Annotated in this window: 22 protein-coding genes; 16 read left to right on the top strand and 6 right to left on the bottom strand. The window is 71.0% G+C overall.

All coding sequences use genetic code 11. From position 1 onward, the window contains the following. Nucleotides 1-41: 41 nt before the first annotated feature. From AB0G79_RS25115 to AB0G79_RS25160, 10 genes are all read left to right on the top strand, one after another. A complete protein-coding gene (locus AB0G79_RS25115) occupies nt 42-455 on the top strand; it encodes a hypothetical protein (protein ID WP_360810091.1) in 414 nt (137 codons plus the stop codon). A gap of 222 nt (nt 456-677) precedes the next feature. Next, nucleotides 678-1,487 (top strand): F0F1 ATP synthase subunit A, encoded by an 810-nt coding sequence (gene atpB / locus AB0G79_RS25120; protein WP_360810093.1) that lies wholly within the window; start codon nt 678-680, stop codon nt 1,485-1,487. A gap of 94 nt (nt 1,488-1,581) precedes the next feature. Next, nucleotides 1,582-1,848, top strand: coding sequence for an ATP synthase F0 subunit C (gene atpE / locus AB0G79_RS25125; protein WP_055599282.1), 267 nt, complete (start codon nt 1,582-1,584; stop codon nt 1,846-1,848). A 41-nt stretch (nt 1,849-1,889) separates the two neighbouring features. Further along, nucleotides 1,890-2,435 (top strand): F0F1 ATP synthase subunit B, encoded by a 546-nt coding sequence (locus AB0G79_RS25130; protein ID WP_360810095.1) that lies wholly within the window; start codon nt 1,890-1,892, stop codon nt 2,433-2,435. Next, nucleotides 2,432-3,247 (top strand): F0F1 ATP synthase subunit delta, encoded by an 816-nt coding sequence (locus AB0G79_RS25135; protein ID WP_360810097.1) that lies wholly within the window; start codon nt 2,432-2,434, stop codon nt 3,245-3,247. The genes AB0G79_RS25130 and AB0G79_RS25135 overlap by 4 nt, the downstream gene beginning before the upstream one ends. A 141-nt stretch (nt 3,248-3,388) precedes the next feature. Continuing rightward, nucleotides 3,389-4,984 (top strand): F0F1 ATP synthase subunit alpha, encoded by a 1,596-nt coding sequence (gene atpA / locus AB0G79_RS25140; RefSeq protein WP_360810099.1) that lies wholly within the window; start codon nt 3,389-3,391, stop codon nt 4,982-4,984. A gap of 20 nt (nt 4,985-5,004) precedes the next feature. Then, nucleotides 5,005-5,922 carry a F0F1 ATP synthase subunit gamma gene (locus tag AB0G79_RS25145; protein WP_360810101.1) on the top strand — a complete coding sequence of 306 codons (918 nt, stop codon included), beginning with the start codon at nt 5,005-5,007 and terminating at the stop codon, nt 5,920-5,922. Next, complete coding sequence (gene atpD / locus AB0G79_RS25150; RefSeq protein ID WP_360810103.1) at nt 5,922-7,364, top strand: F0F1 ATP synthase subunit beta; 1,443 nt, start codon at nt 5,922-5,924, stop codon at nt 7,362-7,364. Before AB0G79_RS25145 ends, atpD begins: the two co-directional genes overlap by 1 nt. A gap of 112 nt (nt 7,365-7,476) precedes the next feature. Beyond that, the gene (locus AB0G79_RS25155) at nt 7,477-7,851 is read left to right on the top strand and encodes a F0F1 ATP synthase subunit epsilon (protein WP_189799849.1); all 375 of its coding nucleotides are present in this window, start codon (nt 7,477-7,479) and stop codon (nt 7,849-7,851) included. Between the two features lie 148 nt (nt 7,852-7,999). Then, on the top strand, nt 8,000-8,446 hold the full coding sequence (locus tag AB0G79_RS25160) for a DUF2550 domain-containing protein (RefSeq protein WP_024761908.1): 447 nt from the start codon (nt 8,000-8,002) through the stop codon (nt 8,444-8,446). A gap of 58 nt (nt 8,447-8,504) precedes the next feature. Here the strand turns inward: AB0G79_RS25160 and AB0G79_RS25165 are convergent, their stop codons facing one another. From AB0G79_RS25165 to AB0G79_RS25175, 3 genes are all read right to left on the bottom strand, one after another. After that, nucleotides 8,505-10,265 carry a glycoside hydrolase family 18 chitinase gene (locus AB0G79_RS25165; RefSeq protein WP_360810224.1) on the bottom strand — a complete coding sequence of 587 codons (1,761 nt, stop codon included), beginning with the start codon at nt 10,263-10,265 and terminating at the stop codon, nt 8,505-8,507. 218 nt (nt 10,266-10,483) lie between these two features. Further along, entirely contained in the window at nt 10,484-11,161 is a 678-nt protein-coding gene (locus AB0G79_RS25170; RefSeq protein ID WP_360810105.1) for a response regulator transcription factor, read from the bottom strand. After that, nucleotides 11,158-12,354 carry a histidine kinase gene (locus tag AB0G79_RS25175; protein ID WP_360810107.1) on the bottom strand — a complete coding sequence of 399 codons (1,197 nt, stop codon included), beginning with the start codon at nt 12,352-12,354 and terminating at the stop codon, nt 11,158-11,160. Before AB0G79_RS25175 ends, AB0G79_RS25170 begins: the two co-directional genes overlap by 4 nt. A gap of 163 nt (nt 12,355-12,517) precedes the next feature. On the opposite strand from AB0G79_RS25175, the gene AB0G79_RS25180 reads away from it, so the two are divergent. Next, on the top strand, nt 12,518-13,147 hold the full coding sequence (locus AB0G79_RS25180) for a hypothetical protein (RefSeq protein ID WP_360810109.1): 630 nt from the start codon (nt 12,518-12,520) through the stop codon (nt 13,145-13,147). On the opposite strand, the gene AB0G79_RS25185 is transcribed toward AB0G79_RS25180, so the two are convergent. After that, nucleotides 13,067-13,639 carry a cob(I)yrinic acid a,c-diamide adenosyltransferase gene (locus AB0G79_RS25185; RefSeq protein ID WP_360810111.1) on the bottom strand — a complete coding sequence of 191 codons (573 nt, stop codon included), beginning with the start codon at nt 13,637-13,639 and terminating at the stop codon, nt 13,067-13,069. The genes AB0G79_RS25180 and AB0G79_RS25185 overlap by 81 nt on opposite strands. A gap of 152 nt (nt 13,640-13,791) precedes the next feature. Between AB0G79_RS25185 and AB0G79_RS25190 the strand changes: the two genes are divergently transcribed. The 3 genes from AB0G79_RS25190 (at nt 13,792) to AB0G79_RS25200 (ending at nt 18,444) form a co-directional block, all read left to right on the top strand. After that, nucleotides 13,792-14,640 carry a 3-hydroxyacyl-CoA dehydrogenase family protein gene (locus AB0G79_RS25190; RefSeq protein ID WP_360810113.1) on the top strand — a complete coding sequence of 283 codons (849 nt, stop codon included), beginning with the start codon at nt 13,792-13,794 and terminating at the stop codon, nt 14,638-14,640. Between the two features lie 139 nt (nt 14,641-14,779). After that, a complete protein-coding gene (locus tag AB0G79_RS25195) occupies nt 14,780-15,103 on the top strand; it encodes an STAS domain-containing protein (protein WP_015036221.1) in 324 nt (107 codons plus the stop codon). 221 nt (nt 15,104-15,324) lie between these two features. After that, the gene (locus AB0G79_RS25200) at nt 15,325-18,444 is read left to right on the top strand and encodes an ATP-binding protein (protein WP_360810115.1); all 3,120 of its coding nucleotides are present in this window, start codon (nt 15,325-15,327) and stop codon (nt 18,442-18,444) included. Nucleotides 18,445-18,547: 103 nt separating this feature from the next. Here the strand turns inward: AB0G79_RS25200 and nucS are convergent, their stop codons facing one another. Further along, the gene (nucS, locus tag AB0G79_RS25205; RefSeq protein WP_360810117.1) at nt 18,548-19,219 is read right to left on the bottom strand and encodes an endonuclease NucS; all 672 of its coding nucleotides are present in this window, start codon (nt 19,217-19,219) and stop codon (nt 18,548-18,550) included. Between the two features lie 259 nt (nt 19,220-19,478). Here nucS and AB0G79_RS25210 point away from each other — a divergent pair, with 259 nt between their 5' ends. Next, nucleotides 19,479-19,871 carry an SCO5389 family protein gene (locus AB0G79_RS25210; RefSeq protein ID WP_356542766.1) on the top strand — a complete coding sequence of 131 codons (393 nt, stop codon included), beginning with the start codon at nt 19,479-19,481 and terminating at the stop codon, nt 19,869-19,871. A 142-nt stretch (nt 19,872-20,013) separates the two neighbouring features. On the opposite strand, the gene AB0G79_RS25215 is transcribed toward AB0G79_RS25210, so the two are convergent. After that, nucleotides 20,014-21,048 carry an LLM class flavin-dependent oxidoreductase gene (locus AB0G79_RS25215; protein ID WP_360810119.1) on the bottom strand — a complete coding sequence of 345 codons (1,035 nt, stop codon included), beginning with the start codon at nt 21,046-21,048 and terminating at the stop codon, nt 20,014-20,016. A gap of 197 nt (nt 21,049-21,245) precedes the next feature. On the opposite strand from AB0G79_RS25215, the gene AB0G79_RS25220 reads away from it, so the two are divergent. Continuing rightward, entirely contained in the window at nt 21,246-21,575 is a 330-nt protein-coding gene (locus AB0G79_RS25220) for an ATP/GTP-binding protein (RefSeq protein ID WP_360810121.1), read from the top strand. The last annotated feature ends 14 nt before the right edge of the window (nt 21,576-21,589 follow it).

Below are 21,589 nucleotides of genomic sequence, written 5' to 3' on the forward strand. Positions count from 1 at the left end.
TGACGACACCATCGCCCCCTCCAGCAAGCGGAGACACCGCCATGCCGTCCAACGACGCACGCATCCTTCTGCACACCATCGTTCCCACCGCTGTCGTCGGCGCAGTCGCGACCGTCGTCAGCGGGGTGGTCGCCGGTGGCAAGGGGGCGATCGGCGCCGTCGTCGGCACGCTGCTCGTGATCCTCTTCATGGGCGTCGGGCAGGTGGTTCTGCAGCGGACGGCGAAGTCGCTTCCGCACCTCTTCCAGGCCATGGGGCTCATGCTCTACACGGCCCAGCTGCTGGTGCTCTTCATCTTCCTGGCCTTGCTGAAGGACACGACGCTGTTCGACTTCAAGGCCTTCGCCTTCACGCTGCTCGCGACGACCGTGGTGTGGGTCGCCGCACAGGCCCGGGCCTACATGAAGGCCAAGATCGCGTACATCGACCCCGGAAACACGGGGTCGAAGTCGTGAAAGGTAGGGCCGGGATAAAGCGGTGTTCGGCTTCCTGCTATCGTCCGGTGCCAACTGCGGCACTGCGGGCGCGGGCATCCGAGACGCCTGTCCCAGCGCGAGGCTCGATGCCGAACCGCCGCCCCCTTATCCGTAAGACCAGTCCAGTGCCGACCCGCGGCTGCGTGCCGCGCCGACACAACGAGGTTGCCGTACCTATGCGCCACGCTGAAGGAGCCCGCGGTGAGTGCTGACCAGACGCTTGCCTTCGACCCGGATTGCCACATCTTCACCGGATGTGGCTTCCCGGCGCCGGGCCTGCACACGTTCATGTACGAGCCGATCGCCACGTGGGGAAGCTTCGAGTTCACGAAGCCCATGCTGCTCGCGATCCTGGGCTCGATCGTGGTCGTCGGGTTCTTCTGGGCCGCCTTCCGCAAGCCCAAGCTGATCCCCGGCAAGATGCAGATGGTCGGCGAGGCCGGCTACGACTTCGTGCGCCGCGGCATCGTCTACGAGATCATCGGCAAGAAGGACGGCGAGAAGTACGTCCCCTTCATGGTGTCGCTGTTCTTCTTCGTCTGGATCATGAACCTCTGGTCGATCATCCCGCTCGCCCAGTTCCCGGTCACGTCGCTGATCGCCTTCCCGGCGGCCCTCGCGCTGATCGTCTACGTGATGTGGGTGTCGCTGACCTTCAAGAAGCACGGCTTCGCCGGCGGCTGGAAGAACATCCTCGGGTACGACAAGTCCCTGGGCGCGATCCTCCCGCTGATCATGCTCCTCGAGTTCTTCTCGAACCTGGTCATCCGGCCCTTCACGCACGCGGTCCGACTGTTCGCGAACATGTTCGCCGGTCACCTGCTGATCGTGATGTTCTCGCTGGCCACCTGGTACCTCATGAACGGCATCGGCTTCGTCTACGCCGGCGCCTCCTTCGTGATGGTCCTCGTGATGACCGCCTTCGAGCTCTTCATCCAGGCCGTCCAGGCGTACGTCTTCGTGCTCCTGGCCTGCAGCTACATCCAGGGCGCGCTCTCCGAGCACCACTGAGCCGATCCGTCCCGGATCGTAGCTACACCCCCAATCCAACAGTCGTCCGGTGGCCAACCCCCACCGGGTCATTGAAAGAGAAGGAAGTAACGGCATGTCCGCTGCTCTCGAACTGGTCAACCTCGCCGCCCCCGGCGACTCCGCCAAGACCACCCTCGTCGGCAACGTCGCGTCCATCGGCTACGGCCTCGCGGCGATCGGCCCCGGCGTCGGCGTCGGCATCATCTTCGGTAACGGCACGCAGGCCCTCGCCCGCCAGCCCGAGGCCGCCGGTCTGATCCGCACCAACCAGATCATGGGCTTCGCCTTCTGTGAGGCGCTCGCCCTCATCGGCATCGTCATGGGCTTCGTCTACCAGTAAGCCGGACCGACTGCCCGATTCTTTTTACGGAAGGCACTGATGTGAACGCTCTGCTTCTTGCGGCAGCGGAGGAGCCCCAGCCTCCTCTGATCCCGCATCTCGACGAGCTCGTCATCGGCCTGATCGCCTTCGTCATCGTCTTCGGCTTCCTCGCCAAGAAGCTCCTCCCGAACATCAACAAGGTTCTGGAAGAGCGTCGCGAGGCCATCGAGGGTGGCATCGAGAAGGCCGAGTCGGCCCAGATCGAGGCTCAGAGCGTGCTGGAGCAGTACAAGGCCCAGCTCGCCGAGGCCCGCCACGAGGCCGCGCGTCTTCGCCAGGAGGCGACGGAGCAGGGCACCGCGATCATCCAGGAGATGAAGGCGGAAGGCCAGCGCCAGCGCGAGGAGATCATCGCGGCCGGCCACACGCAGATCGAGGCCGACCGCAAGGCCGCGTCCGCGTCGCTGCGTCAGGACGTGGGCAAGCTCGCCACCGACCTGGCCGGCAAGCTGGTCGGCGAGTCCCTCGAGGACGCCGCCCGCCAGAGCCGCACCATCGACCGCTTCCTCGAGGAGCTTGAGGAGAAGGCCGAGGCCGTCCGATGAACGGAGCGAGCCGCGAGGCACTGGCCGCCGGCCGTGAGTCCCTCGACGCGCTGACCGACAACACCTCGGTCGACGCGACGAAGCTCTCGGACGAGCTGGCCGCAGTCACCGCGCTGTTCGACCGTGAGGTGTCGCTGCGCCGGGTCCTGACCGACCCCGCGCAGTCGGGTGAGGCCAAGGCCGAGCTCGCGCAGCGACTCCTGAACGGTCAGGTGGGCGGCGAGACCGTCGACCTCGTCTCGGGCATGGTGCGCAACCGCTGGTCGCGTTCGCGCGACCTGGTCGACGCGACCGAGGAACTGGCGAGCACCGCCGACCTCACCGCGGCGCAGAAGTCGGGCACGCTCGACGCCGTCGAGGACGAGCTGTTCCGGTTCGGCAGGATCGTGTCCTCCAGCCCCGAGCTCCGCTCGGCGCTGACGGACAAGGCCGCCACGGGCACCGCCAAGAAGGAGCTGCTCAGCAGCCTCCTCGGCGGCAAGGCCGAGGCGACCACCGAGCGCCTGGTGATCCGTCTGGTGACCCAGCCCCGGGGACGTAGCCTGGAAGCGGGACTCGAGTCCCTCTCCAAGCTCGCCGCGGCGCGCCGGAACCGGATGGTCGCCGTCGTCACCTCGGCGGTCCCGCTGTCCGACCAGCAGAAGCAGCGCCTCGGTGCCGTCCTGGCCAAGCTGTACGGCCGGGAGATGCACCTGAACCTCGACGTGGACCCCGCGGTCCTCGGCGGGATCACCGTGCAGATCGGCGACGAGGTCATCAACGGCTCCATCGCGGAGCGCCTCGGCGAGGCGACCCGTCGTCTGGCCGGCTGACGGCAGCAGCCACAGCAACACAGCATCACAGCATCACCAGCGGCCCGGTTGGGCCGTGCAGAGATTGCAGAAGATTCCTGGGGGTCGGCCCCCAGACCCCTTAAGAAACTTCGGGCCCAACAAGGAGAGCAGGGAACCCAGATGGCGGAGCTCACGATCCGGCCGGAGGAGATCCGGGACGCACTGGAGAACTTCGTCCAGTCGTACCAGCCGGACGCGGCCTCGCGCGAGGAGGTCGGCACGGTCAGCCTGGCCGGTGACGGCATCGCGAAGGTCGAGGGTCTTCCCTCGGCCATGGCGAACGAGCTGCTGAAGTTCGAGGACGGGACCCTCGGTCTCGCGCTGAACCTCGAAGAGCGCGAGATCGGTGCGATCGTCCTCGGCGAGTTCAGCGGCATCGAGGAGGGTCAGTCGGTGCAGCGCACCGGCGAGGTCCTCTCCGTCGGTGTCGGTGAGGGCTACCTGGGTCGCGTCGTCGACCCGCTCGGTAACCCGATCGACGGTCTCGGCGAGATCGCGACCGAGGGCCGCCGTGCCCTCGAGCTGCAGGCCCCGGGCGTTATGGCCCGTAAGTCGGTGCACGAGCCGATGGAGACCGGCTACAAGGCCGTCGACGCCATGACGCCGGTCGGCCGTGGTCAGCGTCAGCTGATCATCGGTGACCGTCAGACCGGCAAGACCGCGCTGTGCGTCGACACGATCATCAACCAGCGTGACAACTGGCGCTCGGGCGACGTGAACAAGCAGGTCCGCTGCATCTACGTCGCCGTCGGCCAGAAGGGCTCGACCATCGCGTCCGTTCGCGGCGCCCTGGAAGAGGCCGGTGCGCTCGAGTACACGACGATCGTCGCCGCCCCGGCGTCCGACCCGGCCGGCTTCAAGTACCTGGCGCCGTACACCGGTTCCGCCATCGGTCAGCACTGGATGTACCAGGGCAAGCACGTCCTGATCGTCTTCGACGACCTGTCGAAGCAGGCCGACGCCTACCGTGCCGTTTCGCTGCTGCTGCGCCGCCCGCCGGGCCGTGAGGCCTACCCGGGTGACGTCTTCTACCTGCACTCGCGTCTCCTCGAGCGCTGCGCGAAGCTCTCGGACGAGCTCGGTGCCGGCTCGATGACCGGTCTCCCGATCGTCGAGACGAAGGCGAACGACGTCTCGGCGTTCATCCCGACCAACGTCATCTCCATCACCGACGGCCAGTGCTTCCTGGAGTCCGACCTGTTCAACGCCGGCCAGCGCCCGGCCCTGAACGTCGGTATCTCGGTCTCCCGTGTCGGTGGCTCCGCCCAGCACCCCGCCATGAAGCAGATCGCCGGTCGCCTCCGTGTCGACCTGGCCCAGTTCCGTGAGCTCGAGGCCTTCGCGGCCTTCGGTTCCGATCTGGACGCCGCCTCGAAGGCGCAGCTGGAGCGCGGTCAGCGGATGGTCGAGCTGCTCAAGCAGGCTCAGTACCAGCCGATGCCCACGGAGAACCAGGTCGTCTCGGTCTGGGCCGGTACCACGGGCAAGATGGACGACGTCCCGGTCGCCGACATCCGTCGCTTCGAGGCCGAGCTCCTGGCGTACCTGCGCCAGAACCACTCGGGTCTCATGACCTCCATCCGCGAGGGCAAGAAGATGTCGAACGACACCCTGACGTCCGTCGCCGACGCCATCGCCGAGTTCAAGCAGCAGTTCGAGACCTCTGACGGCAAGCTGCTCGGCGCGGACGCCCCCGCCGTCAACGTCTCGAAGTGACGACGGAAGGGACCTGACTCATGGGAGCGCAGCTCCGGGTCTACAAGCGTCGCATCAAATCCGTCACCGCGACGAAGAAGATCACCAAGGCGATGGAGATGATCGCCGCCTCGCGTGTCGTCAAGGCGCAGCGCAAGGTGCAGGCGTCCACGCCGTACGCGACCGAGCTCACCCGCGCGGTCACGGCGGTGGCGACGGGTGCGAACGACAAGCACCCGCTCACCACCGAGGCGGAGAACCCGAGCCGCGCCGCGGTCCTGCTCCTCTCGAGCGACCGCGGTCTGGCCGGTGCCTTCAACTCCAACGCCATCAAGGCGGCGGAGAAGCTCATCCAGAAGCTGGAGGGCGAGGGCCGCGCGGTCGACATCTACGTCGTCGGCCGCCGTGGCGTCGCGCACTTCAACTTCCGTGAGCGGAAGCTCAGCGACACGTGGACCGGCTTCACGGACGAGCCCACGTACGCGGACGCCAAGAAGGTCGCGGCCCCGCTGATCGAGGCGATCGAGAAGGACACGGCCGAGGGTGGCGTGGACGAGCTCCACATCATCTACACCGAGTTCGTCTCGATGATGACCCAGACGGCGGTCGAGGCCCGGCTGCTGCCTCTCAGCCTCGACGAGGTGGCGAAGGAGGCCGGCGAGCCGGACACCCTCCGCCCGCTGTACGACTTCGAGCCGTCGGCGGAGGACGTCCTCGACGCCCTGCTGCCGCGCTACGTCGAGAGCCGGATCTACAACGCGCTGCTCCAGTCGGCTGCCTCCAAGCACGCCGCCACGCGCCGCGCGATGAAGTCGGCCACCGACAACGCGGGAGACTTGATCAACAACCTCTCCCGACTTGCCAACGCGGCCCGCCAGGCCGAAATCACCCAGGAAATCAGCGAGATCGTCGGTGGCACCGCAGCCCTGGCCGACGCGACCGCGGGGAGTGACAAGTAATGACGACCACTGTTGAGACGGCCGCCGCCACGGGCCGCGTCGCCCGGGTCATCGGCCCGGTCGTCGACGTGGAGTTCCCCGTCGACGCGATGCCGGAGATCTACAACGCCCTGCACGTCCAGGTCGCCGACCCGGCCGAGGAGGGCAAGCTCAAGACGCTGACCCTCGAGGTCGCGCAGCACCTCGGTGACGGCATCGTCCGTACGATCTCGATGCAGCCCACCGACGGTCTGGTCCGCCAGGCCCCGGTGGTCGACACCGGCGACGGCATCACGGTGCCCGTCGGCGACGTCACCAAGGGCCGCGTGTTCAACACGCTCGGCCAGATCCTGAACGACCCGGCCGCCGAGTCCGAGGTGGGCGAGCGCTGGTCCATCCACCGCAAGGCCCCGGCGTTCGCGGACCTCGAGTCGAAGACCGAGATGTTCGAGACCGGCCTCAAGGTCGTCGACCTTCTCACCCCGTACGTCAAGGGTGGAAAGATCGGTCTGTTCGGTGGTGCCGGTGTCGGCAAGACCGTTCTGATCCAGGAAATGATCATGCGTGTGGCCAAGCTGCACGAGGGCGTTTCCGTCTTCGCCGGCGTCGGCGAGCGCACCCGTGAGGGCAACGACCTCATCGCGGAAATGGAAGAGTCCGGCGTTCTGGACAAGACCGCGCTGGTCTTCGGCCAGATGGACGAGCCCCCGGGCACCCGTCTCCGCGTCGCCCTCGCCGGTCTGACCATGGCGGAGTACTTCCGCGATGTGCAGAAGCAGGACGTGCTGTTCTTCATCGACAACATCTTCCGCTTCACGCAGGCCGGTTCCGAGGTCTCGACCCTGCTCGGCCGCATGCCGTCCGCCGTGGGTTACCAGCCGAACCTGGCCGACGAGATGGGTCTCCTCCAGGAGCGCATCACGTCGACCCGTGGTCACTCGATCACCTCGATGCAGGCGATCTACGTCCCCGCGGACGACCTGACCGACCCGGCCCCGGCCACCACCTTCGCCCACCTCGACGCGACGACGGTTCTCTCCCGTCCGATCTCCGAGAAGGGCATCTACCCGGCCGTGGACCCGCTGGACTCCACGTCCCGCATCCTGGACCCGCGCTACATCGCGCAGGACCACTACGACGCCGCCACGCGCGTCAAGGGAATCCTGCAGAAGTACAAGGACCTCCAGGACATCATCGCGATCCTCGGTATCGACGAGCTCAGCGAGGAAGACAAGCTCGTCGTGCACCGCGCGCGTCGTGTCGAGCGCTTCCTGTCCCAGAACACCCACGCGGCGAAGCAGTTCACCGGCGTGGACGGTTCGGACGTTCCGCTCGACGAGTCGATCGCCGCGTTCAACGCGATCTGCGACGGTGAGTTCGACCACTTCCCGGAGCAGGCGTTCTTCATGTGCGGTGGCCTTGAGGACCTCAAGAACAACGCCAAGGAGCTCGGCGTCTCCTGAGCCCCGTGCTCGCCCGAGAGGGGCGGGATCCGTCCCGCCCCTCTCACCACGCCCACTAGAATTGACCCCAACACCCGGCACGACCGCCGGGTGGTGACCCGAGGAGCCACCCTTGGCTGCTGAGCTGCACGTCGAGCTGGTCGCCGCGGACCGGAGTGTCTGGTCCGGCGAGGCCACCCTGGTCATCGCGCGTACCACCTCCGGCGACATCGGCGTCATGCCCGGCCACCAGCCGCTGCTCGGTGTGCTGGAGTCGGGCCCGGTGACCATCCGTACGAGCGAGGGCGCGACCGTCGTCGCCGCCGTCCACGGCGGATTCATCTCCTTCGCCGACGACAAGCTGTCTCTGCTCGCGGAGATCTGCGAGCTGGCGGACGAGATCGACGCCCAGCGCGCCGAGCGCGCGCTGGAGCGTGCGAAGACGGATTCCGACGCCGCCGCCGAGCGGCGCGCGGAGGTCCGCCTGCGCGCGGTGTCCGTCCGCTGACGGTCCGCGCCGAGTAGTAGTGCCCTCAGCCGCGGCACGGCTGGAATGTTCCAGACCGTGCCGCGGCTGAGGCGATGCAGACGCAGTTGCAGGTGTATTCGGTTCGGCCGGACGACGGCTACGGGACGCAGCGAGGAGGTCGGTGAAGATGTTCCTCGCTCTGCTCGTGTGCGGCCTGGTCGTCGCACTGGTGGTGATCGGACTCTTCGTCTTCGGCTTGCGCCGGAGGCTGATCCAGCGTGCCGGCGGCACCTTCGACTGTTCCCTGCGCTGGGACATCCCCGACGAGCCGGATCCGACCGGCAAGGGGTGGGTGTACGGCGTCGCCCGCTACAGCGGTGACGAGATCGCCTGGTTCCGCGTCTTCTCGTACGCGCCCCGGCCGCGCCGCGTCCTGGAGCGTTCGGCCATCGTGGCCCTGGAGCGCCGGATGCCGGAGGGCGAGGAGGAGCTCGCGCTCCTCTCCGACGCGGTGATCCAGGCGTGCACGTACGACGGGGTCCGTCTGGAGCTCGCGATGAGCGAGGACGCGCGGACCGGTTTCATGGCCTGGCTGGAGGCGGCGCCTCCCGGCCAGCGGGTGAACGTCGCGTAGACATGAGAGAGCGGGGGTCGGTGCCTGGGCACCGGCCCCCGCTCTCGTGTGTCGCGGGTTAGTTCAGACCGGTGTTGATGGCGCCGACGAGCTCGCCGTTGGTGGTGTCACCGCTGAACTCCCAGAAGAACGCGCCTCCGAGGCCCTGGTTCTTGGCCCAGGTCATCTTGGAGGTGACGGTCGACGGGGTGTCGTAGCTCCACCAGTTGGTGCCGCAGTGGGCGTAGGCCGTGCCGGCGACGGTGCCGTTGGCGGGGCAGCTGTTCTTGAGGACCTTGTAGTCCTCGATGCCCTGCTCGTACGTGCCCGTCGCCGGGCCCGTCGCCGTGCCGCCGGGGGCGGACTGGGTGACGCCGGTCCAGCCGCGGCCGTAGAAGCCGATGCCGAGGAGCAGCTTGTTGGCGGGGATGCCCTTCGCCTTGAACTTGGCGATCGCCTCGGCGGAGCTGAAGCCCGCCTTCGGGATGCCGGCGTACGAGGTCAGCGGGGAGTGCGGGGCGGTCGGGCCCTTGGCGTCCCAGGCGCCGAAGAAGTCGTACGTCATCACGTTGAACCAGTTCATGTACTGCGCGGCACCCGCGTAGTCGGCGGCGTCGATCTTGCCGCCGGTGGAGCCGTCGGCCGTGACGGCCGCCGTGACCAGGTTGTTGGCGCCGAACTTGGCGCGCATGGCCTGCATCATGTTCTTGAAGGAGGCGGCGCCGCTGGTGTCGCAGGTGAGGCCGCAGGCGTTCGGGTACTCCCAGTCCAGGTCGATGCCGTCGAAGACGTCGGCCCAGCGCGGGTCCTCGACCAGGTCGTAGCAGGACTGGGCGAAGGCGGTCGGGTTCTGGACGGCCTGGCCGAAGCCGCCGGACCAGGTCCAGCCGCCGAAGGACCAGAGGACCTTGATGTTCGGGTACGCCTTCTTCAGCTTGCGCAGCTGGTTGAAGTTGCCGCGCAGGGGCTGGTCCCAGGTGTCGGCGACGCCGTCGACGGACTGGTCGGCGGTGTAGGCCTTGTCGTAGTCGGCGTAGGCGTCACCGATGGTGCACTTGCCGCCCTGGACGTTGCCGAACGCGTAGTTGATGTGGGTGATCTTGGACGCGGAGCCCGAGGTCACGATGTTCTTCACGTGGTAGTTGCGCCCGTAGACGCCCCAGTTGGTGAAGTAGCCCATCTTCACGGCGTTCGGGTTCGGCGTGCCGCCTCCGCCGCCCGTGGTGCGGACGGGGGTGGGGCCGGCCGCCGGGCCGGTCTGGTCGATGGTGTCGCGGGCGACGACCGTGTAGCTGTAGTCGGTGCCGGCGGTGAGCCCGTTGTCCGTGTAGCTGAGGGCCGTGGTGGTGGTGACCTTCGTGCCGTCGCGCAGGACGTCGTAGTTCTTGACGCCCTTGTCGTCGGTGGCGGCGGTCCAGGTCAGCTTCACCGAGGTGTCGGTGATGTTGGAGGCGGCGGGGGTGCCGGGGGCCGAGGGCGGGTTGTCGCCCGGCTGGCTGGTGCCGTCGCAGGGGGCGCCGTTGATCTTGCAGTTGCTCGGCGCGCCGGGGCCGGAGCCGTTGTAGCCGAAGGAGACGGAGGCGCCGGGGGCCAGGGTGCCGTTCCAGCCGACGTTCTTGGCGGTCCAGTGGTCGCCCGAGTTGGTGACGGTGGCGTCCCAGGCGGAGGTCACCCGGGTGCCGGAGGGGTAGTCCCACTCGACGGTCCACGAGCTGATCGTGGTGGTTCCGGTGTTCTTGACGGTCCAGCTGGCGCCGAACCCGGTGCCCCAGTCGGAGCCCTTGGTGTACGTGGCCGTGGCCGAGGTGGCCGCTTCGGCGGGGGTGGCGAGGCCGACCATGGCGGCCAGCGGCAGGATCAGGGCGGTCAGTCCGGCGGCGGTCCGGGCTCTGAACCCTGTTCTGCGCGACGGTGCTTGAGTGCTCAACGGTGCTCCTCAAGTTGCGGACGGTGCAAGGTGGGGGTGGTCCGTGTGCCGTGAAGATGCGCGCGCCCCGCGAGCGTAGAAAGGTCTGGACCAACCGTCAAGAGGTCCAGACCAACGTTGCCGTTCTCCGCCTATACCCCCAACTCCTGTGCTAGGACGGCCGCTTGGACCCTGCTCCGCAGGCCCAGCTTGCCCAGGACCTTGCTGACGTGGGTCTTCACCGTCGCCTCCGCCATGTCCAGCCGCACCGCGATCTCCGCGTTCGACAGGCCCGTCCCGAGCGCCGCGAGCACCTGCCGCTCGCGCGGCGTCAGGACGTTGAGGCGCCCCGGGTCCGCCGGCGGGGCCGAGGCGCGGCTCGACGCCGCGAACTCCGCGAGCAGACGGCGGGTCACCGCAGGGGCCACCGTCCCCTCGCCGCGCGCCACCGTCCGTACCGCCTCCACGAGTTCGTGCGCGTCCGCGTTCTTCAGGAGGAAGCCCGCCGCGCCCGCGCGCAGCGCCCCGAACACGTACGCGTCGAGGTCGAAGGTGGTCAGGACGAGCACGTCCGCCAGGCCCTCCGCGACGACGATCCCGGTCGCCGTCACCCCGTCCATCCGGGGCATCTGCACGTCCATGAGGACCAGGTCCGGCCGGAGCTCGCGCGCGAGCTCCACCGCGCGCTCGCCGTCCGCCGCCTCGCCGACGACCTCGATGTCCGGCGCGCTGCCCAGGATGAGGACGAGCCCCGACCGTACGGCCGCCTGGTCCTCGGCGACCACGACCCGTACGGTCCCCGCGCCCTCGTGTGCCGTCTCCGTCGTCATGCCCGCTCCTCGTCGTGCGCGTCCACCGGAAGCTCCGCCCGGACCCGCCAGCATCCGCGTCCCTCGCCGTCCGTCACCCGGCCCGCCTCGAAGACCCCGCCCAGCAGGGCCACCCGCTCCCGCATCCCCACCAGGCCCGCACCCGAACCGGGCGCGCTCGGACCCGGACGCTCCCCGTACGGGCTCGTCACCTCGACCCTCAGGGCACCCGGCGCGCGGGCCAGCGCCACCCGGACCTCGCCGGGCGCCGCGTGCTTGAGCGCGTTCGTCAGGGACTCCTGCACGATCCGGTACGCGGCCAGCTCCACCGGCGCCGGAAGGCCCGCCGCGCTCTCCCGGCCGTCGTCCAGGACGAGGACGAGACCGCTCGGCTCCGCGTTCGCCGCCGCCTGCGCCAGGAGCGCGTCCAGGCCCGCGAGGGTCGGCGCGGCGGCCGGCTCCGTGTCCCCGCTGCCGTCCCGGAGCAGCCCGATGAGCCGCCGCATCTCGGCGAGACCGGCCACGCTGTTCTCGCGGATCACCGTCAGCGCCTGCCGGGTGGTGGCCGGCTCGTCGAGCGACAGCGCCGCCGTGGAGTGGATCGCGATGGCCGAGAGGTGGTTCGCCACCATGTCGTGCAGCTCGCGCGCCATCCGCGAGCGCTCCGCCACCACCGCCTGCGTCCGGTCCATCTCGGCGAGCAGCGCGGTCTGTTCGGCCCGGAGCCGGGCCGACTCCGCCGCCTCGCGGTGGTTGCGGACGACCGCGCCCGTCACGGCCGGCAGGAAGGACACCATGCCGGTGATCACGCCGACGAGCAGGGCGACGGCGTTCTGCCACCACACCAGGAAGCCGACCGTCACGCCGACCGTGACCAGCGCGGTCGTGTAGGGGACGCGGCGGGCCTGGGCGGGGGAGCCGTAGACCACGGACGCGTAGACGACGTCGGTGTACATCAGGACCGTCGCCAGGTTCCCGTTGGTGAGCTGGTCCGCCACGAGCGCGAGCGAGCCGACGGCCAGCGCCGTCCCCGGCAGGGTCCGGCGCACCGCCTCCGTCGCGGACATCACCGCGAGCGGGACCAGCGCGGCCCACCGCTGGTCGAAGACGCGGTCCCCGGTCGTGTACAGCCCGAAGGACCACAGGAGCAGCCCGCAGGCGAGTCCCGAGACGGCGATGAGCAGGTCGACGCGGTGCGGGCGGGGGAGTGTCACGTACACATCCAACACGGTGGGGCGCCGCCGGACCTCCCCGTCGGGGCCGACGGGGCCGCGCCGCGCCTCCGTCGAAGGATGTAGACGCGGTTCGTCACCGGCGACGACGCGACCGGGCCGTTCCCACGGGAGCCTCGAAGAGGGAAGCGAAAGGGGAACCGCCGTGATCGTCACGTTGATCGTCGTCTGCGAGGTGGCCTTCTGGGTACTGCTGGCCGCCGGTCTCGCCGCCCGGTACCTGCTGAAGAGGCCGAGGCTCGGCATGGCGCTGCTGCTGTGCGAGCCGCTCCTCGAGGTCCTGCTCCTCGTCGTCACGGCGGTCGACCTCAAGAACGGCGCCGAACCGAGCTGGCGGCACGGGCTCGCCGCCATCTATATCGGCTACACCGTCGGCCACGGCCACCGGACCGTGAAGTGGCTCGACGGCCACGCCGCCCACCGCCTCGGCGGCGGCCCGCCGCCCGTGAAGCCGCCGCGGTACGGCATGGCCCGCGCCCGGCACGAGGCGCAGATCTGGCTCGGCTCGGTCGTCGCGGCCTCCGTCGCCGCCGCCCTCCTGCTCGCCGCGGTCTGGTACGTCGGCGGGGACGGCGACACCTCGAAGCTGGAGGCCTCGATCGCGGGCGTCTGGCGCGTGGTCGGCATCCACGGGCTGATCGTGCTCACCTACGTGGTCTGGCCGAAGAAGCCGCCCACGGGACGCGAGGAGGGGTCAGCGCTCCCCGCCCGGGACCCAGAGCACGTCCCCGACCTCCTTGTTGGCCGTACGGGCAAGGATGAAGAGCAGGTCTGACAGCCGGTTCAGGTAGGTCGCGGTCAGGGCGTTCATCGTCTCGCCGTGCACCTCAAGGGCCGCCCACGTGGAGCGCTCGGCCCGCCGGACCACCGTGCACGCCTGGTGCAGCAGCGCCGCACCGGGCGTGCCGCCCGGCAGGATGAAGGAGCGCAGCTTCTCCAGCGGCTCCAGGAAGCGGTCGCAGTCCGCCTCCAGCTTGTCGACGTAGGACTGCTCGACGCGCAGCGGCGGGTACTTCGGGTCTTCCACGACCGGGGTGCAGAGGTCCGCGCCGACGTCGAACAGGTCGTTCTGGATCCTGACGAGGACCTTCACCACCTCCTCGTCGAGCTGCCCGAGGGCGACGGCCGCGCCGATGGCGGCGTTCGCCTCGTTGGCGTCGGCGTACGCCGAGATCCGCAGATCCGTCTTGGCGGTCCTGCTCATGTCACCGAGAGCCGTGGTGCCCTGGTCGCCGGTACGGGTGTAGATGCGCGTCAGATTGACCATGGACCCACCCTAGATCTCCCCGAAGGGGTGTCGTCGGTGTGACGTCCGTCAAAGAAGGCGTGACGCGCATTACTTCACGGTCACATGGCGCTCCGCGAGCGCTAATCTCCGCGAGGAACCAGAAGTGAACAGGCGTTAAGGGGTGGAACGACGTGGCCAGGAAGCTTGCCGTCATCGGAGCCGGACTCATGGGATCGGGCATCGCTCAGGTCTCCGCGCAGGCGGGCTGGGACGTGGTCCTCCGTGACGTCACCGACGCCGCCCTGACCCGCGGCACCGACGGCATCAAGGCGTCCTACGACCGCTTCGTCGCCAAGGGCAAGCTCGACGCCGCCGACGCCGAGGCCGCCCTCGGCCGCATCACCGCGACCACCGAGCTCGAGGCCGTCGCCGACGCCGACGTCGTCGTCGAGGCCGTCTTCGAGAACCTCGACGTCAAGCACGAGATCTTCCGCTCGCTCGACAAGGTCGCCAAGGACGGCGCCGTCCTCGCCTCCAACACCTCCGCGATCCCGATCACCAAGATCGCCGCCGTGACCGAGCGCCCCGAGGCCGTCGTCGGCACCCACTTCTTCTCGCCCGTCCCGATGATGCAGCTCTGCGAGCTCGTCCGCGGCTACAAGACGAGCGACGCCACCCTCGCCACCGCCCGCGAGTTCGCCGAGTCCGTCGGCAAGACCTGCATCGTCGTCAACCGCGACGTCGCCGGCTTCGTCACCACCCGGCTCATCGCCGCCCTCGTCGTCGAGGCCGCCAAGCTCCAGGAGTCCGGCGTCGCCACCGCCGAGGACATCGACATCGCGTGCAAGCTCGGCTTCGGCCACGCCATGGGACCGCTCGCCACCGCCGACCTCACGGGCATCGACATCCTCGTGAACGCGGCCAACAACATCTACACCGAGTCCCAGGACGAGAAGTTCGCACCGCCGGAGCTGATGCGCCGGATGGTGGACGCGGGTGACATCGGCCGCAAGAGCGGGCAGGGCTACTACACGTACTGATCCCGGCCGGCTTTCGAAACCTCACTCCGTGGGGTGAATTTCGGCACCGGTTCGCTGACAAGGCGCAACGCTTCTGCCGGCGCGACAGTCAGATGTATGCCCAATGTTTTCGAAGACGGAGCACTCCCGGGGAGCACATATGCACATCAGGGGCGACCACGTCGAGCTGGTCGTCGGGGGCCGCCTCGACGTCCGCAGCGCGGCGGACGCCCGTACGGTCCTGCACTCGGCCGTTGACGACGGCGTCGGCGACCTCGTGCTCGACCTGACCGGCCTCGACTCCTGGGACGCGACCGGACTCGGCGTGATCATGGGCGCCCACCGCAGGGCCGGACGCTGCGGGCGGCGCCTCGTGCTGCGCGGGGTGCCGCCCCAGATGCAGCGGCTGCTCGTCGCGACCAAGCTGCACCGCATCCTCGCCATCGAGGGCGGGCTCGCGCTGGAGTCCCTGCCCCGGGTGTGAACCCCGGCCGTCGTGCACTCCGCCGGGTGTGAACCTCAGGAGCCTGTGAAGCCACTGTGTGAACCAGGCGTCACGCGCAATCCTCACAAGACCGTGACGTCTTGGTCTCTGCGGCACCCCGGCTGTTCCCGCCCGCCTGACCACGGTCTAGGGTTCGCTCGCCTGCACAATGACGGACCCACCCCGCGGGCACCGGACACCGCTTCTTGGGGGCTTGGACCATGGACCCGATCAACACCGGGGCGGAGCAGTACGGTCACGACGCCGAGGTCGAGGACGCCCGCCCCGCACCGGGATCGGCCCTGCCCGAGCGCTCCCCGGGCGTGCCCGCCCGCGCCCGCGTCGCCCGTGTCTTCTCCGGCGACCTCCTCCTCACCGTCAACCCCGTCGACGGCAGCGAGATAGCCCCCTGCCCGCCGGGCCAGGAACCCGAGGCCCCGCGCCCCCGCACCCCCGAGGAGCGCGCCGAGGCCGCCCGGGCCGCCGCCCCCTCCGTACCGCCCGGCCCCGCCGCCCCCGAGCTGCCGCTCCTCGAACGCCACGAGCAGCGCGAACGCCTCGCCGCGACCCTCGGACGCGGCCGCTCCGCCCGCCTCACCGGCCCCGCCGGGTCCGGCCGCACCGCCCTCCTCGACGCCGTCGCCGCCGACTGCGCCGAGCTCGCCCCCGACGGCGTCGTCCGCCTCTCCGGCCACCACCGCACCCTCACCGAGCTCCTCCACGAGCTCTTCACCGCCGTCCGGTACGCCCCCGACCAGCGACCCGACAGGGCCGCGCTCCCCGAGCGGCTCGCCGACATCGGCGCGATCGTCGTCGTCGACGACCTGGAGTTCGGCGGCGCCGCCCTCGACGAGCTCCTCGCCGCGGCCCCCGAGTGCGCCTTCCTCCTCGCCGCGGGGCCCGACGCCCCCGCCCCCTCGCCCGACGCCCCCGTCGAGGAGGTCGCCCTCACCGGGCTCGGCCGCGCCTCCGCGCTGCGCCTCCTGGAGAGCGCCGTCGGCCGCCCCCTCACCGAGGAGGAGGCCAACTGGGCCGGCGACCTCTGGTTCGAGTCCGAGGGTCTCCCGCTCCGCTTCGTCCAGGCCGGGGCGCTCCTGCGCCAGCGCGACCGGCTGCGGGTCACCCCCGCCGAGTTCGACGCCTTCGGCGCGCTCGAGGAGGCCTTCGGGCCCACCGACCCCGAGGCCGCGGCGGCCGTCGCGGCGGCAGCCTGGGACGGCATCGACCCCGACGTCGAACTCCGCGAGATACCCCTGCCCACCCTCGGCGAGGGCGCCGCGCCCGCCGCGCTCCTCGCCTCGCGCCTTGGCCGCTCCGCCCAGGCCACCCTGCGGTTCGCCGTCGCCCTCGGCGGCGAGCTCCCGCACCAGGCCCACCTGCCGGCCCTCGTCGGCGACACCCACGCCGACGCGGCCCTCGGCGAACTCCTCGCCTGCGGCCTCCTCACCCCCGTCGGCGGCCGCTACCGCCTCGCCACCGGCGTCCTCACGCAGCTCCTCGCGCACGGGTACGAGCACGATGCCGCCGACCGCGTCCACACCGCGGCCCAGCACTACGCCTGGTGGGCCGCCCACCCCTCCGTCACGCCCGAGCGCGCCGCCGCCGAGGCCGACGCGCTGCTCGCGGCGCTCACGGGGCTCCTGACGACGGGACCGGGAGGAGCGGAACCGGGAACGCCCGGCAGCGGGACCGGGACCGGCACGGGCATCGGGACCGGCACGGGCGCCGGGACGGGGATCGGGACCGGCACCGGCCTGGCCGCCGGTGCCGCCGCCGCCGGTGACGAGGAGCGTCACGCCACCGCCGTACTCCTCGCCCGCGCCGCCGCCCCCGCCTTCGCGGCCGGGCTCCACTGGGGCGCCTGGGAGCGCGCGCTGCGCGCCGGGCAGGAGGCCGCCCGACTCACCGGGGACGTCGCCGAGGAGGCGTACTTCCACCACGAGCTCGGCGTCCTCGCGATCTGCGGCGGGAACCTGGAGCGGGCCCGCGCCGAGCTGGAGGCGTCCATCGCGATGCGCGGCGTCCTCGCCGACAAGCGCGGCACCGTCGCCGGCCGCCGGGCCCTCGCGCTCGTCGCCGACCTCGCGGGCGAGCACGTGGGCCCCGTCGCGCCCCGCGCGGAGGACCCCGCCTCGCCGCCGCGCGGCACCCCGGCCCTCCTGGCCCCGCCGGGCGCCCTCGGCTCACTCGGCCCGATCCCCTTCGGCGCCCCGGACCGGCGAGGGGCCTCCGGCACGCCGGGAGGCCCCGGCGCCGCCGACTCCTTCGGAGCCTTCGCGCCCGGCGCCGGCGGGACGCCTGCCGCGTCCGGCCCGCACGGGCCCTCCCGCCCCGGCACGGCCTCCGGCCCGCTCGGGGGCTCCGGCGGGTCCGGTGCCGCCGGCTCCTTCGGCGCCCTCGGCTCCGGCGCGGCCTCCGGCGGGCCCGGCGCCGCCGGTCCGCATGCCGCCTCCGGCCCGCACGGCCCCTCCCGCCCCGGCGCGGCCTCCCGGTCGCTCGGTGGCCCCGGGGGCCTCGGGGGCGGGCGGTCCGCCGTCGGCGGGGCCGCCTTCGGGGACCTGGCCGCCTATGCCGACTTCGTCGACGAGGGGCCGACCGTCCTCCGGCAGCCCGCCGAGGAGGACCGGGACGGCGGCCGTCGCGGATTCGCGGGCGGCCTCCTCGCCGGTGCCCGGCGCAACCTCGTCGCCGTCGGCGCGGGCGCGCTCCTCGTCGCCGTGCTCGGGACCGTCGTCACGATCGGAGCCACCTCCGGCAACGCCGACGACCCCGCCACCAACCGCGTCACCTCCGACAGCACCGCCACCGAGGGCGCCACCGACGGCAGCGGGGGCGACGAGCCGCCCGCCGAGGGCGAGGCGGGTCCGGGCGAGGGCGAGACCGAGGGGGCCGACGCGTCCGGTTCGCCGTCCGGTTCCGGCTCCCCGAGCCCCTCGGCCTCCGGCAGCGCCTCCCCGTCGAGCTCCTCGTCGAGTCCGGGCGCCACCGACGCCGCGAGCAGTTCCGGTACGCCCTCGGCCTCGGACAGTCCGAGCCCGACGACCGCGCCGCCGACCACGACGAAGGCGCCGACGACGGCCCCGGCCACCACCCGCCCGCCGACCCGGCCGAGTTCGTCGAGCCCGGTGGTCGTGCCGCCCTCGCCGTCCTCGTCGAGCCCGACCGCGAGCCCCAGCGCGACCACTCCCTCACCGTCGGCCTCGTCCTCGTCGAGCACCCCGTCGCCCTCGGCGAGCACGTCCTCGGCCCCGGCGACCGGAAGCCCGGACGGCTCCGCCTCCGCGAGCCTCGGCGCCCCCTCGGACTCCGGCACCCCGAGCCCGGAGTCCTCGATCCTCTGATCCGGTACGGGTACGGGAACGGGAACGGGTACCCGTACGGGCACGGCGAAGGCCCCGGGTGCGATGACAGCACCCGGGGCCTTTCCCGTACACGTGAGGAGGACTAGAAGAGGCGCAGCTTGTCGTCCTCGATGCCGCGCAGGGCGTCGTAGTCGAGGACCACACAGCCGATGCCCCGGTCCGTCGCGAGGACCCGCGCCTGCGGCTTGATCTCCTGCGCCGCGAAGACGCCCTTCACCGGCGCGAGGTGCGGGTCGCGGTTGAGCAGCTCCAGGTAGCGGGTCAGCTGCTCGACGCCGTCGATCTCGCCGCGCCGCTTGATCTCCACCGCGACCGTCCCGCCGTCCGCGTCGCGGCACAGGATGTCGACGGGGCCGATCGCCGTCGGGTACTCGCGGCGGATCAGGGTGTACCCCTCGCCGAGCGTCTCGATGCGGTCGGCGAGCAGCTCCTGGAGGTGGGCCTCGACGCCGTCCTTGATGAGACCGGGGTCCACGCCGAGCTCGTGCGAGGAGTCGTGGAGGATCTCCTCCATCGTGATGATCAGTTTCTCGCCCGCTTTGTTGATCACGGTCCAGACGCCCTCCTCGCCGTCGACACCCTCCTTCAGGGTGCACGGCGGGGACATCCAGTTGAGGGGCTTGTACGCCCGGTCGTCCGCGTGGATGGAGACGCTGCCGTCGGCCTTGACGAGGATCAGACGGGGCGCGGAGGGCAGGTGGGCCGTGAGTCGACCCGCGTAGTCCACGGAGCAACGGGCAATGACGAGACGCATGGTCCGCAACGCTACAAGACGGGCGCTCTTCCGCGCGATTCGGGCGTCGCCCCGGCATCGTCCGTGCGCCTCCGGGGCATCATCATTGGCCGAACACCCGTCGGTTATCAGCCGGTTGTGTTCCCAATCTTCTGGTGCGGCCAGGTCTGCGCGCTTACCGTGGAAGCTGGAGGTCGTCGTCCGTGCACGCTGCGTGGCGTAGGCCGGCCTTCGTCCCTGCCCGCAAGACCCCGTCCGCGGGGTCGCGAGAGGAGAACCCATGTCGCTCGACGTCTCACCGGCACTGTTGGAACAGGCCGAGCGAGGCGAGGTCGACGAAGCCGACTTCGTCGACTGCGTCCGGACCTCCCTGCCCTACGCATGGGAGATGATCAGTTCTCTGGTGGCCCAGCTGAAGGTCGACGGCGGAGAGTTCGCCGACAACCAGACGCCGCCGCCGAATGAGCAGGCACGTGGTCAGCTGCTGCGCGCGCTCGCGAGCGACGCCATTCGTGGCGCCCTGCAGCGGCATTTCGGGGTGCGTCTCGCCTTCCAGAACTGCCACCGGGTGGCGGTCTTCCCGCTGGACCCCGCGGTGGACGAGCGGCTCGCCCGTTTCACGTCCATCAGGGGGCAGCTGCTGAACCAGTCGCCGGAACTGCGCGACTGCTGAGACATGGTGCCGCCGCCCCGCCTCGCGGGAGACGTCGTGGTCGACGCGCGCCGACGCGCGTCGCCCACGGAGGAAGGCCGGAGCGGCGGCACACCCTCGCTCACGTACACGTACACGTACACGTACACGTACACGTGCATGCTCACGCGAGCAGCGGGAGCACCTCGGCGCCGAGCCGCCGAACGTTCTCCTCGGTGGCCGCGAGGTCGCCCGAGCCCTCCGCGAGCAGGGCGAAGCGCGTGATGCCCGTGCGCTCCGACGTCGCCGCGAGCCGGTCCGCCGCGAGCCGCGGCGTGCCCACCGGGTGGAGGCCGCAGAGCAGCTCCGTGTACGCCACCGGGTCCCGCATCGACCGGTACCGGCCGTCGACCGTCACGTGGGCGTCCAGACCCTGCTTCAGCCAGCCCGGCATCGCCTTCACGAGCGTCTCCGCCGCGTCGGCGGACCGGTCCGCCAGCTGGGCCACCCCCGCCGAGACGTGGCCGTCCGCGATCCGCGCGATCTCGTCCGGGTCCCGCCCGGCCTCCCGGGCCCACCGCGCCCAGGCCCCCACCATCTCGGCCTTCTCCTCGTCGCCGCAGTGCATGCCGAGCAGCATCGGGAGCCCGCGCTCCGCCGCGAGCCGCACGCTCTTCGGCGAGGTGCAGGCCACCACGACCTCGGGGGAGGACGGCCCGCCGATCAGCTCGTCGGCCCGGGGGACCACCGCCACCTCGCGGAACGCGAACCGCTCGCCGTCGGCGCCCACGCGCGGCTCGGTCAGCCAGCGGAGCAGCAGGTCGAGCGATGCGGGGAAGCCCTCCTCGTACGCGGGGAGACCCGCCCCGAAGACCTCCAGGTCGATCCAGGGACCGCCCCGGCCGACCCCCAGGGTGAACCGGCCGCCCGAGGTGAGGTGCAGCAGCGCCGCCTGCTCGCCGAGGGCGACGGGGTGGACGGTCGTCAGCACGCTGACCGCCGTGCCCACCCGCAGCCGCCTGGTCCGGCCGAGGAGCAGCGCGGCGAGCGTCACGGCCGAGGGGCAGACCCCGTACGGCACGAAATGGTGCTCGGCCAGCCAGACCGAGTCGAGCCCGGCCTCCTCGGCGACCTCGGCGGTCCGCACCGCCCGGTGCAACGCCTCTCCCTGCCCCTGGCCCGGGAACTGGGCGGCCAGAACGAACGTACCCACGCGCATCGCTGCTGCCTCCTTGGGGCGGACGCGTATCTCCCCTCGCACTGGCAACAACGTCTGACACGTGCCAAAGGCAACGGCCGTTCATGAAGTTCTTGCGATTTTCGGCTAAGCCGCTCCGGGACGGGCCGGGGGCACCGCGTCGCGGCCCGTAGGCTGGGAAGAACGGTCCGTGTTCCCAGACCCCGTGAGGTGTGCCCGTGTCACCGCGCCACAACCGCTCCCGAGGCGGCGAGAAGCCCGACCAGCCCCAGGGCGACCGCGGCGACCGGTACGGCGGTGCGCAGCGCAGCGAGACCTGGCAGGGCGAGGAGTGGTACGTCCGCCTGGTCGCCGGGGCGAGCTCCCCGGGCAAGCGCTACCGCTGCCCCGGCTGCGACCAGGAGATCCCGCCCGGCGCCCCGCACGTCGTCGCCTGGCCCGAGTACGGCGGCGTGGACGACCGCCGTCACTGGCACAAGGCGTGCTGGAACGCGAAGGACCGCCGCACCAGCAGGGTGCAGCGGTCCAGGAACGCGCCCCGGTACTGAGACCGGGGGCGGAC

Origin of the sequence: Streptomyces sp. NPDC020807, from assembly GCF_040641575.1 — a bacterium.
Lineage (GTDB): Bacteria > Actinomycetota > Actinomycetes > Streptomycetales > Streptomycetaceae > Streptomyces.

Excerpts from the sequence above, each read along its gene's own strand:
- AB0G79_RS25215 (WP_360810119.1), bottom strand. The coding sequence starts at position 21,048 with ATGCGCGTGGGTACGTTCGTTCTGGCCGCCCAGTTCCCGGGCCAGGGG.
- atpA (WP_360810099.1), top strand. The coding sequence starts at position 3,389 with ATGGCGGAGCTCACGATCCGGCCGGAGGAGATCCGGGACGCACTGGAG.
- AB0G79_RS25135 (WP_360810097.1), top strand. The coding sequence starts at position 2,432 with ATGAACGGAGCGAGCCGCGAGGCACTGGCCGCCGGCCGTGAGTCCCTC.
- AB0G79_RS25165 (WP_360810224.1), bottom strand. The coding sequence starts at position 10,265 with ATGGTCGGCCTCGCCACCCCCGCCGAAGCGGCCACCTCGGCCACGGCC.
- AB0G79_RS25170 (WP_360810105.1), bottom strand. The coding sequence starts at position 11,161 with ATGACGACGGAGACGGCACACGAGGGCGCGGGGACCGTACGGGTCGTG.
- AB0G79_RS25115 (WP_360810091.1), top strand. The coding sequence starts at position 42 with ATGCCGTCCAACGACGCACGCATCCTTCTGCACACCATCGTTCCCACC.
- AB0G79_RS25145 (WP_360810101.1), top strand. The coding sequence starts at position 5,005 with ATGGGAGCGCAGCTCCGGGTCTACAAGCGTCGCATCAAATCCGTCACC.
- AB0G79_RS25195 (WP_015036221.1), top strand. The coding sequence starts at position 14,780 with ATGCACATCAGGGGCGACCACGTCGAGCTGGTCGTCGGGGGCCGCCTC.
- AB0G79_RS25185 (WP_360810111.1), bottom strand. The coding sequence starts at position 13,639 with ATGGTCAATCTGACGCGCATCTACACCCGTACCGGCGACCAGGGCACC.
- AB0G79_RS25200 (WP_360810115.1), top strand. The coding sequence starts at position 15,325 with ATGGACCCGATCAACACCGGGGCGGAGCAGTACGGTCACGACGCCGAG.
- atpD (WP_360810103.1), top strand. The coding sequence starts at position 5,922 with ATGACGACCACTGTTGAGACGGCCGCCGCCACGGGCCGCGTCGCCCGG.
- AB0G79_RS25160 (WP_024761908.1), top strand. The coding sequence starts at position 8,000 with ATGTTCCTCGCTCTGCTCGTGTGCGGCCTGGTCGTCGCACTGGTGGTG.
- AB0G79_RS25210 (WP_356542766.1), top strand. The coding sequence starts at position 19,479 with ATGTCGCTCGACGTCTCACCGGCACTGTTGGAACAGGCCGAGCGAGGC.
- atpE (WP_055599282.1), top strand. The coding sequence starts at position 1,582 with ATGTCCGCTGCTCTCGAACTGGTCAACCTCGCCGCCCCCGGCGACTCC.
- nucS (WP_360810117.1), bottom strand. The coding sequence starts at position 19,219 with ATGCGTCTCGTCATTGCCCGTTGCTCCGTGGACTACGCGGGTCGACTC.